Origin of the sequence: Ectopseudomonas chengduensis (assembly GCF_900102635.1) — a bacterium.
GTDB classification, from domain to species: domain Bacteria; phylum Pseudomonadota; class Gammaproteobacteria; order Pseudomonadales; family Pseudomonadaceae; genus Aquipseudomonas; species Aquipseudomonas chengduensis.
In genome coordinates this window covers 42,287-58,248 of sequence record NZ_FMZQ01000008.1, presented here as the reverse complement: position 1 = coordinate 58,248, position 15,962 = coordinate 42,287, and the positions used below count along the sequence as shown (strand labels likewise).

The following is a 15,962-nucleotide window of genomic DNA, read 5'->3' as shown; positions in this document are numbered from 1 at the left end:
ATTAAACCAATAATATGGTTATATACGGCATTGGCAGTTGTTGGCCTGCCTTACTGCTCTGAGGGAAACATATGAAGCTTCAGCAATTGCGCTACATCTGGGAAGTTGCGCACCACGACCTCAACGTATCGGCTACCGCTCAGAGCCTGTACACCTCGCAACCAGGGATCAGCAAGCAGATTCGCTTGCTCGAGGATGAGCTGGGCGTGGAAGTCTTCGCCCGCAGCGGTAAGCACCTGACCCGCGTGACCCCAGCCGGAGAGCGCATCATCACCACCGCTGGCGAGATTTTGCGCAAGGTCGAAAGCATCAAGCAGATCGCCCAGGAGTTCTCCAACGAGAAGAAGGGCACGCTGTCCATCGCCACTACCCACACCCAGGCACGCTACGCGCTGCCGCCGGTGATCAGCGCTTTCATCAAGCAGTACCCGGACGTTGCCTTGCACATGCACCAGGGCACGCCGACGCAGATCGCCGAGATGGCGGCCGATGGCAGTGTCGACTTCGCCATCGCCACCGAAGGTCTCGAGCTGTTCAACGACCTGATCATGATGCCCTGCTACCGCTGGAACCGCTGCGTGGTGGTGCCGCAGGGGCACCCGCTGACCAAGTTGCCGAAGCTGACCCTCGAGGCCCTGGCCGAGCACCCCATCGTCACTTACGTATTCGGTTTCACCGGGCGTTCGAAACTGGACGAAGCCTTCAGTCATCGCGGTCTGACGCCCAAGGTGGTGTTCACCGCCGCCGACGCCGACGTGATCAAGACCTACGTACGCCTGAACCTGGGCGTTGGTATCGTGGCCAAGATGGCGGTCGACGCCAAGCTCGATCCGGATCTGGTGGTGCTCGATGCCGATGATCTGTTCGAGCCCAGCGTGACCAAGATCGGTTTTCGTCGCGGCACCTTCCTGCGGGGGTTCATGTGCGACTTCATCGAGCGTTTCGCCCCGCACCTGACCCGCGAGATGCTGGCCAAGGCGGTGCAGTGCCACAACAAATCCGAACTCGAAGAGCTGTTCGCAGGTGTCGAGTTACCGATGCACTGAAGCAAAACAACTGAAACGAAACATGGCGCCCTTGGGCGCCATGTTTCGTTCTAGCCAGCTTCAATCAATGACTGAGGTGCAGGCCGCACTCGCGATTGTCTTCACCCTTGGTCGGGTCGAAGTAATCGAACTCGTTCGGCAGGTCGTGGGCGACCAGGTACTGATACAGATCCTTGGAGGACCAGTGCAGCAGCGGGGCGACCTTGATCAGGCCGTCCGGGTTGATGCTGATGGGGTTCATCTGCGCGCGCACGGCGGTGTCGGTGGCACGCAGGGCGGTGAACCAGACGCTGGGTGCGGTCTCGCGCAGAGCGCGAGCGAAAGGCTCGAGTTTCACCTCTTCGGTGAACGCGGCGTGGCGCGGATCATCCAGGCCTGGCACCGGGCCGTCGATGGCCTCGCGGTGCGCGCGCGAGCGCTTGGGCAGGTAGGTGATCAGGTTAAGGCCCAGCTTGCGGGTCACTTCGTCGGCGAAGCGATAGGTGGCTTCGGTGTTGTAGCCGCTGTCCATCCAGACCACCGGGATATCCGGTTTGACCTGGCTGACCATGTGCAGGATCACCGCTTCGAAAGGGCGGAAGTTGGTGGTACAGATGGCGGGTTTGCCCAGCCCTATGGCCCACTGCACCAGCTTTTCAGGCTGGTTACCGAATTCGGCGTTGAGCGCGTCCAGGTCGAGTTCCATGGTGAGGATTCCAGATCGTGTGCGTGAGGGCGCGATGGTAACAAAGCCCGATTATGCGGCTAAATAACTAAGGCATTTTACGTCCTTCGTTTCAGTTATAAGAAGGCTACGTTGCGCCAGTCAGGCCCAGCGGCTAGAGTGCCGGCTCCTTTTTGGCTCAACCGAGGAGTGGCCTGTGGAAATCGCGTGTCTCGACCTGGAAGGTGTTCTGGTTCCGGAAATCTGGATCGCCTTTGCGGAAAAAACCGGCATCGAGTCGCTCAAGGCGACCACCCGCGACATCCCCGATTACGACGTACTGATGCAGCAACGCCTGCGCATTCTCGATGAGCACGGCCTGAAGTTGAAGGACATACAGGACGTGATCGCTACCCTGAAGCCGCTCGATGGCGCCGTGGAGTTCGTCGACTGGCTGCGTGAACGTTTCCAGGTTGTGATTCTCTCCGACACCTTCTACGAGTTCTCCCAGCCGCTGATGCGTCAGCTCGGTTTCCCGACTCTACTGTGCCACCGCCTGATCACTGACGAGAACGATCGCGTGGTCAGCTACCAACTGCGCCAGAAGGATCCCAAGCGTCAGTCGGTCATCGCCTTCAAGAGCCTGTACTACCGCGTTATCGCTGCTGGCGACTCGTACAACGACACCACCATGCTCAGCGAAGCCCATGCCGGCATCCTGTTCCATGCGCCGGAAAACGTGATTCGCGAGTTTCCGCAATTCCCGGCGGTGCATACCTACGAGGATCTGAAGCAGGAATTCCTCAAGGCATCGAACCGCAAGCTGAGCCTGTAGCTGACGTAGGGCGGGTGCAACCCGCCATCGCGATCTGGCGGGTTGCACCCGCCCTACGTTTCTAAAGCCCCTCCAGCGTTTCCAGCAGTACTTTCACCTTGGTGATGGACTCCTGATATTCGGCCTGCCAGTTGGAGTCGGCGACTATACCGCCGCCACCCCAGCAACTGACCTTGCCGTCCTTGACCAGCAGGCTGCGAATGGCAATGGAACTGTCCATCTCACCGCGTACGTCGAGATACAGCAAGGAGCCGCAATAGAGCCCGCGACGTGTCGGCTCCAGCTCATCGATGATCTGCATGGCGCGGATCTTCGGCGCGCCGGTGATGGAGCCGCCGGGGAAACTGCAGGCGATCAGGTCCAGCGCATCCTTGCCAGGCGCCAGCTCGGCGGTGACGCAACTGACCAGATGATGCACGTTGGGATAGCTCTCCAGGGCGAACAGCTCCGGTACTTTCACCGAACCGATGCGGCAGCTGCGGCCCAGATCGTTGCGCAGCAGATCGACGATCATCAGGTTCTCGGCTCGGTCCTTGCTGCTCGCCAACAGCTCCTGCGCCTGCGCCTGATCATCGTCGGTGTTATCGCCGCGGCGCCGAGTGCCCTTGATCGGACGGGTTTCCACCTGACCGTTGCTGACCTTGAGAAAGCGCTCGGGCGACAGGCTGAGAATGGCGTCGCCATCGCCCAGGCTCCGGAAACCCGAGAACGGCGTGGGGCAGGCCTGGCGCAGTGCCAGGTAAGCCGCCCAGGGATCGCCCGCGCAGGGCGCCTGAAAGCGCTGGGCGAAGTTCACCTGATAGCAATCGCCAGCGAGGATGTAGCCCTGGATGCGTTCGATCGCCTGGCGATAGCGGTGCTGGTCGATAGCGGCCTGGAACGGTTGGGTCAGTCGGAAGGGCGCGAGTTCCTCGCCATGCGCTGCATCGAACAGCGTCCGCAGGCGCTGGCGCTCTGCCTCCGGCAGCGCCGGGTGAAACAGCAGGGCGCTGGTACCCAGCTGGTGATCGCTGATCAGCGCCCAGGCGTAGAGACCGAAACGGGCATCCTCGAGGTCGAGATCATCGACGCTCTGTTCGGGTAGCACTTCCAGGCGGCGGCCGAAGTCATAAGACAGGTAGCCGATCAAACCACCGACGAATGGCAGCTCCTGCTGCGCTGGCACTTCGGCGGGCCCGAGGCTCTGCAATGCGCCTCGCAGGCGTTGCAGAAAGTCGTTGGCCGATTCGTCGGGCGTGGGCGCCAGTTCTGCCAATGGCCAGGCGCTCATAAGGTCATAGCGTCCACGCGTGGCACTCGGTCGTCCGGCATCCAGCAGTACGGCGCCGGGGGCCTGGCGAATGCGCTGGAAGTAGTCGCTGGGGTCGGTGCGGTAAGGAAGAGGGTGCAGAGAGCAGCTGGGCATGCGTGGCAGTCGAATGGGTTGAAAGAGCGATTGTAGTCCGCCGCTAATATTCATCCTAGGGCTTCGGCCAGGTTTGCTCCGGTACGCTCGGCTGATTAGTATGGAGTCGTGCCAGGATGTTGAACTGCCGTACCAAAACAATAATGAATGAAGGAATCCAGGCCATGGATGTAGTGATCGGCCCAGCCGCTGGAAGCCTGCTGCGTTCAAAACTGTCGCCGCCCCAGGCATCCGTGGACTATCTGACAAGGCCCCAGGTGGAAGCCGCGCTTTCGGCCCACCCCCACGCCCGCCTCGTGCTGTTTTGCGCGCCTGCTGGCTTTGGCAAGACCACCGCGTTGGCGATGCTGGTCGAGCAGCGTCGTCAGGGCGGCAGCGCTGTTGCGTGGCTATCGCTGGGCTCTGCTGATGATGAGCCGGTACGTTTCTTCCAGCAACTGATCGAAGCATTGGGGCGTTCACTGCCCGGCCTGGGTGATTACGCCCTGGGCTACCTGCGCAATACCATGCGGGTGCCGGTCGAGGCCGTGATGGAAAGTCTGCTGGTGGATCTGTCGCAGCGTTCGGAGCCGCTGCTGCTGGTGCTCGACGATCTGCATCTGATCCAGGATGGCGAGCTGCTCGTTGCACTCAATCGCCTGGTCAAGATGGCGCCCCCGAATTTCACCCTGGCCATCGGCAGCCGTTCGCAGCCCGCCCTGAGTCTTGCCACGTTACGCGCCAAGGGATTGTTGCTGGAACTGGGCAGTGATGAGCTCAGGCTCAATCCTGAAGAAACGCGCGGTTATCTGGAACGCAGCGGCCTGCAGCTCGATCCAGAGACGTTCGGCGCACTTTACCGTCATACCGAGGGTTGGGTGGTGGGGGTGCATCTGGCCTGCTTGTGGCTGCGCAACCACCCGCAACCGACCGAGCGCCTGGCCGAATTGGGCGCAGACAAGAACGTGGTTGGCGATTACTTGCTGCGCTCGGTGTTCGAGCAGTTACCTGGCGAGCGCCAGGAACAGCTGTTGGCGCTAGGGGTGGCGCAGCAGCTCAGTGGCGAGCTGGTCAACGCCCTGACCGCGCGTCAGGATGGCCAGCAGCTGCTGGAAGAGCTGGAGGCCATGCAGCTGTTTCTCCTGCCCATGGATCGCGAACGCCAGTGGTATCGCTTCCATAATCTGTTCGCCGAGTTTCTCCGCAGCCGTCTCAAGGATCGCGATCCCGAGCGCTTCAAGCAGCTGCATTTCAATGCCAGCCTGTGGTTCACCAACCACCATATGCAGAACCTGGCTATCGAGCACGCCTGCCTGGCCGAAGATGCCGAGATGCTCGCCGCGCTGCTCGACGGCTGCGGTCTGGAGCTGATCAACCGCGGCCAGCTCAACCTCATCTACAAATGGCGACAGCATGTGCCGGACGAAATCGCCGCGCGCTTTCCGGTGCTGGTGCTTGCCGATGTCTGGACCCGTGCGGCCGAGCTGGGTCTGAACGAGGCCAACGGCATGCTCGATGAGCTGCTGGAGCGCTGGGCCGATTCGCGCACCAGTGGGCCGTTGAGTGACAAGGTGCTGGCGACGCTGGCGATCAAGGCGGTGATCGCCTTGCAAAAGGACGACCTGGATACCTGCGTCGATCTGGCGCGGCGCATCGAGGCGCAGCTGGGGCAGCACACCGCGTTTCTCGAAGTGGCGATCCTCACCGTTGGCGCCCTGGCCAACGTCATGCTTGGTCAGGCCGAGCAGGCGCGCAAACTGCTGGCGCTGGCGCAGCAGCGCAACCATTTCCTCGAAGGCCGTTACCTGGACATGCAGTTGGCCAACGTGGAAGTGCTCCTGTGTCTGGAGCAAGGGCGGGTAAAGCAGGCGCAGCTGCTGTTCGAGCAGTTGCGTGCGCGGATGATGCCCTGGTTCGGCGAAAAGTCCCGAGCCCTGGTTCTGCCAACCATCAGCGAGTCGCTGATCGCCTATCACCAGGGCCGCCTGGACGGTCTACAGGATCGGCTGCGCTGGGCGTTGGCCACGGTCGACGTGATCAACCCGATCGACCTGTATGCCCAGGCGATGCTTTGCCTGGCACGGGTTCAGCGCCAGCAGGACGCGCCGAAAGAAGCGATTGCTACCCTGGTGCTGATGCAGAACCTGGCGGCGCGCAATCAATCCTGGCGTTTCTACGTGCAGGCCGTGGGCGAGGAAATTGCGCTGATTCTGCAGGAGCCGATGGCTGACCGCAGCAAGCGTGCAGAACAGCGCCTGAAATCGGTGGATTGGAGCAAGTTGGCGGGGTATTACACGCAGCGCAGTTTCAATCCGGTGCCGTGGGTGCTCGGCCTGACCCGTGTTCGTCTGCAGCAGGCGCGGGGCCATTTCAGCGAGGCGCTGCATGAGATCACCCAGTTGCGCAACCAGTTGCAGGATGGCCGGCACGGGCTGCATCAGCTGCGCCTGGATCTGCTCGCTGCGCTGAGCTACCAGCGCCTGGGCTACCGGGAACGCGCGCAGAGCCTGCTGGTGCAATGCCTGATCGGCGCCGAGCGGGAAGAAGCGCGCAGCCTGTTCATCGAGGAAGGCGAGGCCATACGCCAGTTGCTGCAGCAGTTGGAATCCGTCGAGCGCCAGCCGGCGCTGCAGGCGTTCATCCGCAGCTTGTTGAGCGCCTGGCCCGGCCAGGAATCGCCGCATGCCATTGTCGTGCTGGAGGAGGGGCTGACCGAGCGCGAGCGTGAGGTGGTCTGTCTGGCCGCCAAGGGCATGTCCAATGAAGAGATCGGCCAGCAGTTGGCGCTGGCCCTGGGTACCGTCAAATGGCACCTGCACAACATCTACGAAAAGCTCAAGGTGCGTAATCGTACTCAAGCCATCCGCCGTGCCCGCGAACTGAGCCTACTCGAATCATGAACAGCCAGAATCCGTCCTGCCAATCCGCCGCACCGCTGTTGCGTACCAAGCTGTATCCCGCCCATGCCGAGGGCGCGCCGCTGCTGGAGCGTGTGGCCTTGCTCGAACGTTTGCTGGACGCCAGCGAGCAGCGCCTGATCGTGCTCAGCGCACCCGCCGGCTTTGGCAAGAGCACTGTCCTCAGCCAGCTGCGTAGCCGTTTGCAGGGGCAGGGGACGCGGGTCGCCTGGCTGTCGTGCGATGAAAGCGATAGCGAACCAGCGAGGTTTCTGCAGTATCTGGTCGCGGCGGTTGCCGCCACCTGTCCCGGCTTCGGCAGTAGCGCCGCGGCGCTGTTGCAGGGCGAGATCAGTTGGCCGCTGGAGGCGGTGATAGATGCGCTGCTCGACGATCTGAAAGGACTGCCGGAAACGCTCTATCTGATGCTCGACGACTTTCACCGCATTCGCCATCCATCCCTCGGTCAAGGCGCGCGCTATCTGATCGAGCGCCTGCCCAAGCAAGTGCGCCTGGTGGTCAGCACGCGTTATCAGCCGCGCTTTCTCGAAGAGCCGCCGTCGCTCGGCGCCTGGGCGTTCTGGCTCAAGGCCGAGGACCTGCGTCTGACTCGTGCGGAAGCGGCTGCGTATCTGCGCAAGATCAAAGGTCTCGCGCTTGAGGAAAGTGAACTCAACCAGCTGTATACGCGCACGGAAGGCTGGATCACTGCGCTGCACCTGGCGGCGCTGGCCTTGCCGCGCCAGCATGATCGCAAGGCCTTTCTCGCCGGGCTGTCAGGGACCGAACGCAACATCGCCGATTATCTGGCCGAAGATGTGGTGGCCAGCCTGCCGGAAACAGTGCAGCTGTTTCTCGACCAGACCTCGGTCCTCGACGAATTCAACGCTGAGTTGTGCAACGCACTGACTGGGCGCCAGGACGGTCGCGACATGCTGCGCCGGCTGCAGGCCGAGCAACTCTTCGTGATCGCGCTGGACGAGCAGGGCCAATGGTTCCGTTATCACCACCTGTTTGCTGACTTTCTTCAGGGGCGCCTGGCCAGGCGCGGCGATCCGGTTCATCTGTTGCACGCCGCTGCGCGCTGGTGCGAAAACCATGATCTGGCCGACAAGTCGATCAAGTACGCCCTGCGCGCTCGCGATTATGCTTTCGCCGCCGAGCTGTTGGAGCGTCAGGGCGCGCGTCTGATCGCCGGTAATCGGGTCTACGGCATCCTCGCCATTCTCAAGGACATCCCACCGCTGGTGATCACCGAGCAGCCGGTGTTCCAGATCTTCTATGCCTGGCAGCTGGCCTTTGAACAGAAGTTTGCCGAGTCCGAGGCGTTGATCGAGGAGGTCAGCGCACGCCTGACGCAAGGGCGCGGCAAGGGTATCCACTTCGGCCTGATCGAGCTGCTGGCTGCCGCTCAGGTGCTCAAGGCACTGGTGTTGCTCTATCAGGACAAACTCGACGCCTGCCTCAAGGTCGCCAGTCACTGGCTGGCGCTGGTACCAAAGAATCAGCCGGTATTTCGCGCCAGCCTGGCCTGCGTGCAGGCAGCGGCGTTCGCTCTGCTCGGTGAGTTCGGTGAGGCGGCCAAGGCGATTGCCGTGGCGCGGGAGAACCTGCGTCAGTGCGAGAGTGAGTACCTGCACGTGATGGCCAGCCTGATCGAGGCGCTGATCTGCAAGGAGTACGGCGAACTGGAGCGCGGTCGCTCCCTGGCCGAGGCCGCGCGGGCCAGGGTCGAGCAAGTATTTGGGCGGCGCAGCCGGGTTGGTGGTCCGCTCGGGCTTGCCTATGCCGATCTGCTTTACGAACAGGATCGCCACGCTGCGATTCTCGCCGAGCTGCCGCTGGCCACCACCTGGCGTGATGTTGCCACGCCGGTGGAGTTGATCAGCCGCGGCAAGCTGGTCATGGCGCGTGCGCGCTTCTTTGCCGGTGCCGGTGAGCAGGGGCTGGAAGAACTCGACGAGTGGTTGAGCGGTTTGCAGGGGCCAGGCTACGAGCGGGTATTTGCCATCGCCATGGGTTGCAAGGTGCAGTTCCTGCTGTGGCTACGCAGGCCCAACGAGGCGCAGCGTATTTATCTGCAGTTGGAGCGTCATCTCGCTGTATTGCCCATCGAGCGCTATGGCGATGCACACACGGCGCTGGCGCTGAGCCAGGCGCGCCTGGCGCTGAGCGAGCAATGGGCGGAAAGAGCCCAGGCCAGCCTGGAGGCGTGCCTGGCCAAGCAGGGAGCGGACCACCAGCGTGATCGGCGCCTGCACCTGAGCCTGCTGCTGTCAGTGGCTTACTGGAGCAAAGGTAACGGCGAAAAAGCCTTCGCGCTGTTGCAGGCGACACTCGAAGAGGCCTGGCAATGCGGCTATCGCCGCTTGTTTCAGGACGATGCACTGTGGCTGCTGCCACTCTGGAATGCCTGGAGCCGCGCCGAGCCCAAGTGTGCCGCTGTCTGGCAGGGCGTTGCCGAAATGCTACGCGAGCAGTGTCGCAGGTTGGCTATCGATCCAGAAAGTCTCGAGGAAAATCAGGGGGTCAGCCATCGCGAGCGGGAGATATTGCGGCTCGTGGCAGCGGGGCTGTCGAATCGCGATATCGCCGAGGCGGTGCACTTGTCCGAGGCCACCATCAAATGGCACCTGCATAACCTGTTTTCCAGGTTGGGCGTACGCAGCCGCACGCAAGCCGTACTCAAGGGCAAGAGCCTGGGGCTACTGAGCGAGGCATGAGACGGTGGGGTGAGGGGGGGCGAGCCGGCGAGGGTGCATCGAGCGAGTCGTAAGGTGCGGCGGCACCTTACGACGTTCGCTGGTCAGATTTCCTTGCTGGCGATGTGACCAAACAGCTCCTGGGAGAAACGCACGCGCTCTTCTGCGTCTTCCTGAATACCCTTGGCTTTCAGTTCTTCCAGGCGGGCTTCCACGGCATGGGCGCGGTGGGTCAGACCACAGTCATTGGCGATCTGGATATTCAGACCCGGGCGGGCGTTGAGCTCGAGAATCAGCGGGCCCTTGTCCTGGTCCAGCACCATGTCCACGCCGATGTAACCCAGGCCGCACAACTCGTAGCAGCCGGCAGCAAGCTTCATGAAGCCGTCCCAGTTCGGCAGTTGCACGCCGTCCACCGCGTTGGTGGTGTCCGGGTGCTTGCTGATCTTGTTGTTCAGCCAGGTGCCACGCAGGGTGACGCCAGTGGCCAGATCCACACCCACGCCGATGGCGCCCTGGTGCAGGTTGGCCTTGCCGTTGGACTGGCGGGTTGGCAGACGCAGCATGGCCATCACCGGGTAGCCCATCAGCACGATGATGCGGATGTCCGGCACGCCTTCGTAGCTGATGCTTTTGAAGATGGTGTCCGGGGTGACGCGGTACTCGATCAGCGCACGGTCGCGGTGACCGCCGAGCGAGTACAGGCCGGAGAGGATGCTGGAAATCTGCTGCTCCAGCTCCTCGTGGCTGACGATCTTGCCGGACACCGTCTTGAAGCGGTCCTCGAAGCGGTCGGCGATGACCATGATGCCGTCACCGCCGGCGCCCTGCGCCGGCTTGATGACGAAATCGGTGCGCCCGGCGATGATCTCGTCGAGCTTGTCGATTCCCTTCTCGGTGTCGATGATGCCGTACAGTTCCGGCACATCGATGCCGGCCTCGATGGCCCGCTCCTTGGTGATGATCTTGTCGTCGACGATCGGGTACAGGTGCCGTTTGTTGTACTTCAGCACGTAGTCCGCGTTGCGTCGGTTGATGCCCATGATGCCCTTGGCTTCAAGGGCCTTCCACGTCTTGATCAGGCCGAACATGGTCTTAGTCCTTGAGGAAGGCTTTGAAACGGAACAGTTCGGTCAGGCGGTAGCCGCGGTAACGCCCCATCGCCAGCATGAAGCCCACCAGGATCAGCAGGATCGCCGGGAAGGTGAACACGAAGTACACCAGCTCCGGCACGCTCATCAGCAGGTGCGCGATGGTGGCGGCGAACAGGGTGCCGATGGCGACCTTGAAGGCATGGCTGCCGCCACGTTCTTCCCAGGTGATCGACAGACGCTCGATGGTCATGGTCAGAATCACCATCGGGAACAGCGCAACCGACAGGCCGCGTTCCAGGCCCAGCTTGTGGCTGAACAGGCTGATGGCGGCGATCAGTACCACGACGAAGGTCAGTACCACCGACAGGCGCGGCAGCATCTGCAGCTTCAGATGTTCCAGATAGGAGCGTAATGACAGACCTAGCGCGGTGATCACGGTGAACAGGAAGATACCGAAGCCCAGTTGGGTTTCGCGGAAGGCGAGGGCGATCAGCACCGGGGTGAAGGTACCCAGGGTCTGCAGGCCGCCGAGGTTGCGCAGGATCAGGATGACCAGCACGCCGATCGGGATCATTACCATGATCATGAACGTCTGCTGGGTCTGCAGCGGCAGGCCGTACAGCGAGTATTCAAGGAAGCTGGCGTCGGTGTTCTCATCGGTCAGTTTGGCCAGGCGGATGGCGTTCATCTCGCTGTTGTTCAGGCTGAAGCTGACTTGCGCCTGACGGCCGCCTTCGAGGCTGACCAGATCACCGTCACCGATCCACCAGACCAGGCGGTCTTCCGGCAGGCCCTGCTCACCGGATTCCGGGTTGAAGTACAGCCATTTCTGGCCATTGAAGCTACGTAGCCACAGCTCCGGCGACTGAGCGACCTCGGCCTGCAGGCGAATGGTGTGTACGCGCTCCATCGGCACGTGGGCGATGGACAGCAGCAGGTCGACGACCTTGGCCTTGTTGGCGGTGGAGGCATCGCCGCCGAGCAGTAGTTTCACGTTGTCATCGTTGACGTTGTTGGCGCGCTTGATGGTTTCGCTGATGAAGGTCTCGACATCCGCCGAGTGCTGGCGAATGGGCGCGAGCAGGGCTTCGGCTGCGATCTTCTCGGGGCCTTCGACCGGGATGCTGTCGCGGAAGATCGGGCCTTTAGCAGGCGTCTGCTCGCCGCTGTAACGCTTGGTCAGAACCAGTCGGTAATAGAGGGTCTGCTTGCCATTGGCACGGCGTGCCGACCAGGTGACGCGGCGGTTGCCATCGACACGGTTGACGCTGACGCCGTAATTGTTGGAGATGAAGCTCTCGTTGAGGCTCACGTAATCCTGGTTCAGCGGCGGCACGAACATCTGCAGCTTCACCGGCTCACGCGGCGTCGCCTGGAATTCGACCTTGGCATCGATGTTCCACAGATCGTCGGTCTCGTCCTCGGTCACCGGAATGCCGAGAATGAAGATTTGGTATGCCGTAATCAGAACGCCCAGGGCCACCAAGAGGGTGATCAGGACTTTCAGATGCAGGTTCAGAGAGCGCATGGGAATTACTCGCCAGGGGTTGCGTCATTGGTGCAGTCGGGTTTGCCGGCTGCATATTTAAGGCTTGGATCGACCATGGCTTCGAAGTGCTTGAGCGCTTCGGAGCCGATCAGAAGCGGGTATTGGAATGCGCTTCGGTCGGTCAAGTTCACTTCGATCGTGCGCAGGGTCTTGCCCATGCACAATTCAAGGTCGATTACCGGACGTGCCGTATAGGTCTTGCCTTCATCGGGGTCGAAATCGCCAGCACGGCGTTTGATCTTGCTGATTCGCGCCAGCGGACGCTCGATAGTGCGCTCATGGGCATCGTCGATGGCCAGCACGAAACGCACCCAGGTTTCTCCGTCACGCTTGAAACGTTTGATATCGCGGGCGCTCAAGGACGCAGTTTTGGCGCCAGTGTCGAGTTTGGCGGCTACCTGCAGGTCCAGTTCTTCTACGTGAATATATTCATTCAGACCATAGATCGACTTGCCCATGGCCAGAGCCGGGCAGGACAAGGTCAGCAGGCAGATCAGCAAAGAGAAGGGTTTCAGTCTCATGTGTCCTTGAGAAGGTATTGCCAGGGGCGGGATGGAGGGCAGCAACTGGCAGGCATCCTGCCATACAACTTTCTGCCGTGAAGTCTAGCAGGCATGGCAAAAGGCGATGGCCGGGCACGAACGGGCGGATTCTAACATGGGGATTTTCCGTGCCGACAGACGCTTATGTAGCTTTCTGCAAGTAGGGTCGCGGTTTGCCTGATCGGGCGAGCTGGAGATATTGTCGACAATACTTTGGTCTGCTTTGACGAATTTGCCTTCATGGCGTAGTTTTATCGCCATGAAAAGCTATTGGTGTTGACAATCATGCTGCTCGAATCAGATGTGTCTACAGCGCCGCAGGTGGATTCGGAAACACTTTCCGAGCACGTCTTCCGTCTGATCCAGGCTGCCATCGTCAAGGGCGAGATCGCCCCCGGGAGCAAAATCTCCGAGCCTGAGCTGGCGCGCACCTATGGCATCAGTCGAGGGCCGTTGCGCGAGGCGATCCATCGCCTGGAAGGGCAGAAGCTGCTGGTGCGCGTGCCGCATGTGGGGGCGCGTGTGGTGTCGCTCAGTCATGCCGAGTTGGTCGAGCTGTACGAGATTCGCGAGTCGCTCGAAGGCATGGCTTGTCGCCTGGCCGCCGAGCGCATGACTCAGCAGGAGATCGGCGAGCTGCGCCGGGTGCTGGAGCTGCATGAGCAGGATGCTGCGTTCAAGGCTGGTGTCGGCTATTACCAGCAGGAAGGCGACTTCGACTTCCATTATCGGATCATCCAGGGCAGCGGCAATCGCACCCTGGCCAAGCTTTTGTGCGACGAGCTGTACCAACTGGTGCGCATGTACCGCCTGCAGTTTTCCACCACACCCAATCGGCCGCATCAGGCCTTCGCCGAGCACCACCGCATTCTCGACGCCATCGAAGCTCGCGACGGTGAACTGGCCGAACTGCTGATGCGCCGCCACATCGGCGCCTCCAAGCGCAATATCGAGCGCCACTACGCCTCCCAAAACGGACAGCAAGCGCTCATCCCTTCATCCAAGACTCGAGGTGATTCATGACCCAGTTTTCCGCCGGCCAGCGTTTCCGTCAGGCCCTTGCCGAAGAGCAACCGCTGCAGGTAATCGGTGCGATCAACGCCAACCATGCATTGCTGGCCAAGCGTGCGGGTTTTCGCGCCATCTACCTGTCCGGTGGCGGCGTGGCGGCCGGTTCTCTCGGCTTGCCGGATCTGGGCATCAACACCCTGGATGACGTGCTCACAGACGTACGCCGTATCACCGATGTCTGCGACCTGCCGCTGCTGGTGGACATCGACACCGGCTTTGGCCCCTCGGCCTTCAACATCGAGCGCACCATCAAGAACCTGATCAAGGCCGGCGCCGCAGCTGCGCACATTGAGGATCAGGTCGGCGCCAAGCGCTGTGGCCACCGTCCGGGCAAGGAGATCGTCTCCTGCGAGGAGATGGTAGACCGCGTGAGGGCCGCCGCCGATGCCAAGACCGACCCGGACTTCTTCCTGATCGCCCGCACCGACGCCATCCAGGCCGAGGGTGTGGATGCCGCCATCGAGCGTTGCCAGGCCTACGTCGAGGCAGGTGCCGATGGCATCTTTGCCGAGGCGGCCTACGACCTGCCCACCTACAAGCGTTTCGTCGAGGCGCTGAAGGTGCCGGTGCTGGCCAATATCACCGAATTCGGCGCCACGCCGCTGTTCACCCGCGACGAGCTGGCTTCGGTCGGCGTGGCTATCCAGCTCTATCCGCTGTCGGCCTTCCGCGCGGCGAACAAGGCGGCCGAAAGTGTTTACACCTCGATCCGCCAGAACGGCCACCAGAAGGATGTGATCGAGCTGATGCAGACCCGCGCCGAACTCTACGACCGCATCGGCTACCACGCCTTCGAGCAGAAGCTCGATGCGCTGTTCGCCGCCGGCAAGAAGTAAGGCTGTAGCCCGGATGCAATCCGGGAATGGTTATCGTGGTTGTCGGATTGCCTCCGGGCCACGCGCGTAGAGCACGAGCAAGTAGGGTGGCCCGGGCGGCGATCCGTTTCAGCCACCGCATCAGTGCTGCTGGTGGGCTGAAGCCCACCCTACGGAAAGCGCAATAGAACAAAAAGAGTCGAGGAGATAGCGATGAGCACCACCGAAACCACCACTCCAGGCTTCAAGCCGAAGAAATCCGTCGCCCTTAGCGGCACCGCCGCCGGCAACACCGCCCTGTGCACTGTTGGCCGCACCGGCAACGACCTGCATTACCGTGGCTATGACGTGCTCGATTTCGCCAACCGTTGCGAGTTCGAGGAAATCGCCCACCTGCTGGTGCATGGCAAGCTGCCCAACGTCGCCGAGCTGGCCGGCTACAAGGCCAAGCTCAAGGCCCTGCGCGGCCTGCCGGCCGGGGTCAAGGCCGCCCTTGAGCAGTTGCCGCCCTCGGCGCACCCGATGGACGTGATGCGCACCGCCGTGTCCGTGCTCGGCTGTCTGGCGCCGGAGAAGGACGATCACAACCACCCTGGCGCCCGCGATATCGCCGACAAGCTGATGGCCTCTCTGGGTTCGGCGCTGCTGTACTGGTACCACTACAGCCACAACGGCAAACGCATCGAGGTGGACACCGACGACGACTCCATTGGCGGCCACTTTCTGCACCTGCTGCATGGTGAGAAGCCGCGGGAGTCCTGGGTGCGCGCCATGCACACCTCGCTCAACCTCTACGCCGAACACGAGTTCAACGCCTCGACCTTCACCTCGCGGGTGATCGCCGGTACCGGTTCCGATCTGTTTTCCTGCATCGCCGGCGCCATCGGCGCGCTGCGCGGGCCGAAGCACGGCGGCGCCAACGAGGTGGCCTTCGAGGTGCAGAAGCGCTACGACAGCCCGGACGAGGCCGAGGCTGACATCCGTGAGCGGGTAGGGCGCAAGGAAGTGGTGATCGGCTTCGGTCACCCGGTCTACACCGTCAGCGACCCACGCAACAAGGTGATCAAGGAAGTGGCCCGCGAGCTGTCCGTGGAGCAGGGCAACACCAAGATGTATGACATCGCCGAGCGACTGGAAAGCGTGATGTGGGAGATCAAGAAGATGTTCCCCAACCTCGACTGGTTCAGCGCTGTGAGCTACCACATGATGGGCGTGCCCACCGCCATGTTCACCCCGCTGTTCGTCATTGCCCGTACCGCCGGCTGGTCCGCCCACGTTATCGAGCAACGCATCGACGGCAAGATCATCCGTCCGAGCGCCAACTACACAGGCCCCGAAGACCTGAAGTTCGTGCCGCTCAAGGATCGTAAATAACCATGAATGA

The 15,962-nt window shown here is 61.9% G+C and carries 12 protein-coding genes; 7 read left to right on the top strand and 5 right to left on the bottom strand.

The features are described 5' to 3' along the window. Positions 1 to 71: 71 nt before the first annotated feature. The gene (cysB, locus tag BLS08_RS14020; RefSeq protein ID WP_017676798.1) at positions 72 to 1,046 is read left to right on the top strand and encodes an HTH-type transcriptional regulator CysB; all 975 of its coding nucleotides are present in this window, start codon (positions 72 to 74) and stop codon (positions 1,044 to 1,046) included. 64 nt (positions 1,047 to 1,110) lie between these two features. Here cysB and BLS08_RS14015 read toward each other — a convergent pair whose 3' ends face one another. Then, positions 1,111 to 1,731 (bottom strand): phosphoadenosine phosphosulfate reductase domain-containing protein, encoded by a 621-nt coding sequence (locus BLS08_RS14015; RefSeq protein ID WP_017676799.1) that lies wholly within the window; start codon positions 1,729 to 1,731, stop codon positions 1,111 to 1,113. A 175-nt stretch (positions 1,732 to 1,906) separates the two neighbouring features. Between BLS08_RS14015 and thrH the strand changes: the two genes are divergently transcribed. After that, on the top strand, positions 1,907 to 2,524 hold the full coding sequence (gene thrH / locus BLS08_RS14010; protein ID WP_003460030.1) for a bifunctional phosphoserine phosphatase/homoserine phosphotransferase ThrH: 618 nt from the start codon (positions 1,907 to 1,909) through the stop codon (positions 2,522 to 2,524). 61 nt (positions 2,525 to 2,585) lie between these two features. Here thrH and pabB read toward each other — a convergent pair whose 3' ends face one another. Then, complete coding sequence (gene pabB / locus BLS08_RS14005) at positions 2,586 to 3,929, bottom strand: aminodeoxychorismate synthase component I (RefSeq protein ID WP_026088554.1); 1,344 nt, start codon at positions 3,927 to 3,929, stop codon at positions 2,586 to 2,588. 164 nt (positions 3,930 to 4,093) lie between these two features. Between pabB and BLS08_RS14000 the strand changes: the two genes are divergently transcribed. Both BLS08_RS14000 and BLS08_RS13995 read left to right on the top strand, forming a co-directional pair. Then, positions 4,094 to 6,808, top strand: a complete 2,715-nt coding sequence (locus tag BLS08_RS14000; protein ID WP_017676801.1) for a winged helix-turn-helix domain-containing protein — start codon at positions 4,094 to 4,096, stop codon at positions 6,806 to 6,808. Further along, a complete protein-coding gene (locus BLS08_RS13995; RefSeq protein ID WP_017676802.1) occupies positions 6,805 to 9,528 on the top strand; it encodes a helix-turn-helix transcriptional regulator in 2,724 nt (907 codons plus the stop codon). The genes BLS08_RS14000 and BLS08_RS13995 overlap by 4 nt, the downstream gene beginning before the upstream one ends. Before the next feature lie 83 nt (positions 9,529 to 9,611). On the opposite strand, the gene BLS08_RS13990 is transcribed toward BLS08_RS13995, so the two are convergent. From BLS08_RS13990 to rloA, 3 genes are read right to left on the bottom strand one after another with little or no spacing between them, the layout of a single operon-like run. After that, positions 9,612 to 10,598 (bottom strand): alpha-L-glutamate ligase-like protein, encoded by a 987-nt coding sequence (locus BLS08_RS13990; RefSeq protein ID WP_017676803.1) that lies wholly within the window; start codon positions 10,596 to 10,598, stop codon positions 9,612 to 9,614. Between the two features lie 4 nt (positions 10,599 to 10,602). Beyond that, positions 10,603 to 12,129 carry an osmotic stress tolerance membrane protein RloB gene (rloB, locus tag BLS08_RS13985; protein WP_017676804.1) on the bottom strand — a complete coding sequence of 509 codons (1,527 nt, stop codon included), beginning with the start codon at positions 12,127 to 12,129 and terminating at the stop codon, positions 10,603 to 10,605. Positions 12,130 to 12,134: 5 nt separating this feature from the next. After that, complete coding sequence (gene rloA, locus BLS08_RS13980) at positions 12,135 to 12,671, bottom strand: retropepsin-like aspartic peptidase RloA (protein WP_026088555.1); 537 nt, start codon at positions 12,669 to 12,671, stop codon at positions 12,135 to 12,137. Between the two features lie 306 nt (positions 12,672 to 12,977). Between rloA and BLS08_RS13975 the strand changes: the two genes are divergently transcribed. The 3 genes from BLS08_RS13975 to prpC all read left to right on the top strand — a co-directional run bounded on the left by BLS08_RS13975 (position 12,978) and on the right by prpC (position 15,952). Beyond that, the gene (locus tag BLS08_RS13975; protein ID WP_017676806.1) at positions 12,978 to 13,715 is read left to right on the top strand and encodes a GntR family transcriptional regulator; all 738 of its coding nucleotides are present in this window, start codon (positions 12,978 to 12,980) and stop codon (positions 13,713 to 13,715) included. Beyond that, positions 13,712 to 14,599, top strand: coding sequence for a methylisocitrate lyase (gene prpB, locus BLS08_RS13970; protein WP_017676807.1), 888 nt, complete (start codon positions 13,712 to 13,714; stop codon positions 14,597 to 14,599). Before BLS08_RS13975 ends, prpB begins: the two co-directional genes overlap by 4 nt. 192 nt (positions 14,600 to 14,791) lie before the next feature. Then, complete coding sequence (gene prpC, locus BLS08_RS13965; protein ID WP_017676808.1) at positions 14,792 to 15,952, top strand: bifunctional 2-methylcitrate synthase/citrate synthase; 1,161 nt, start codon at positions 14,792 to 14,794, stop codon at positions 15,950 to 15,952. Positions 15,953 to 15,962 lie beyond the last annotated feature (10 nt).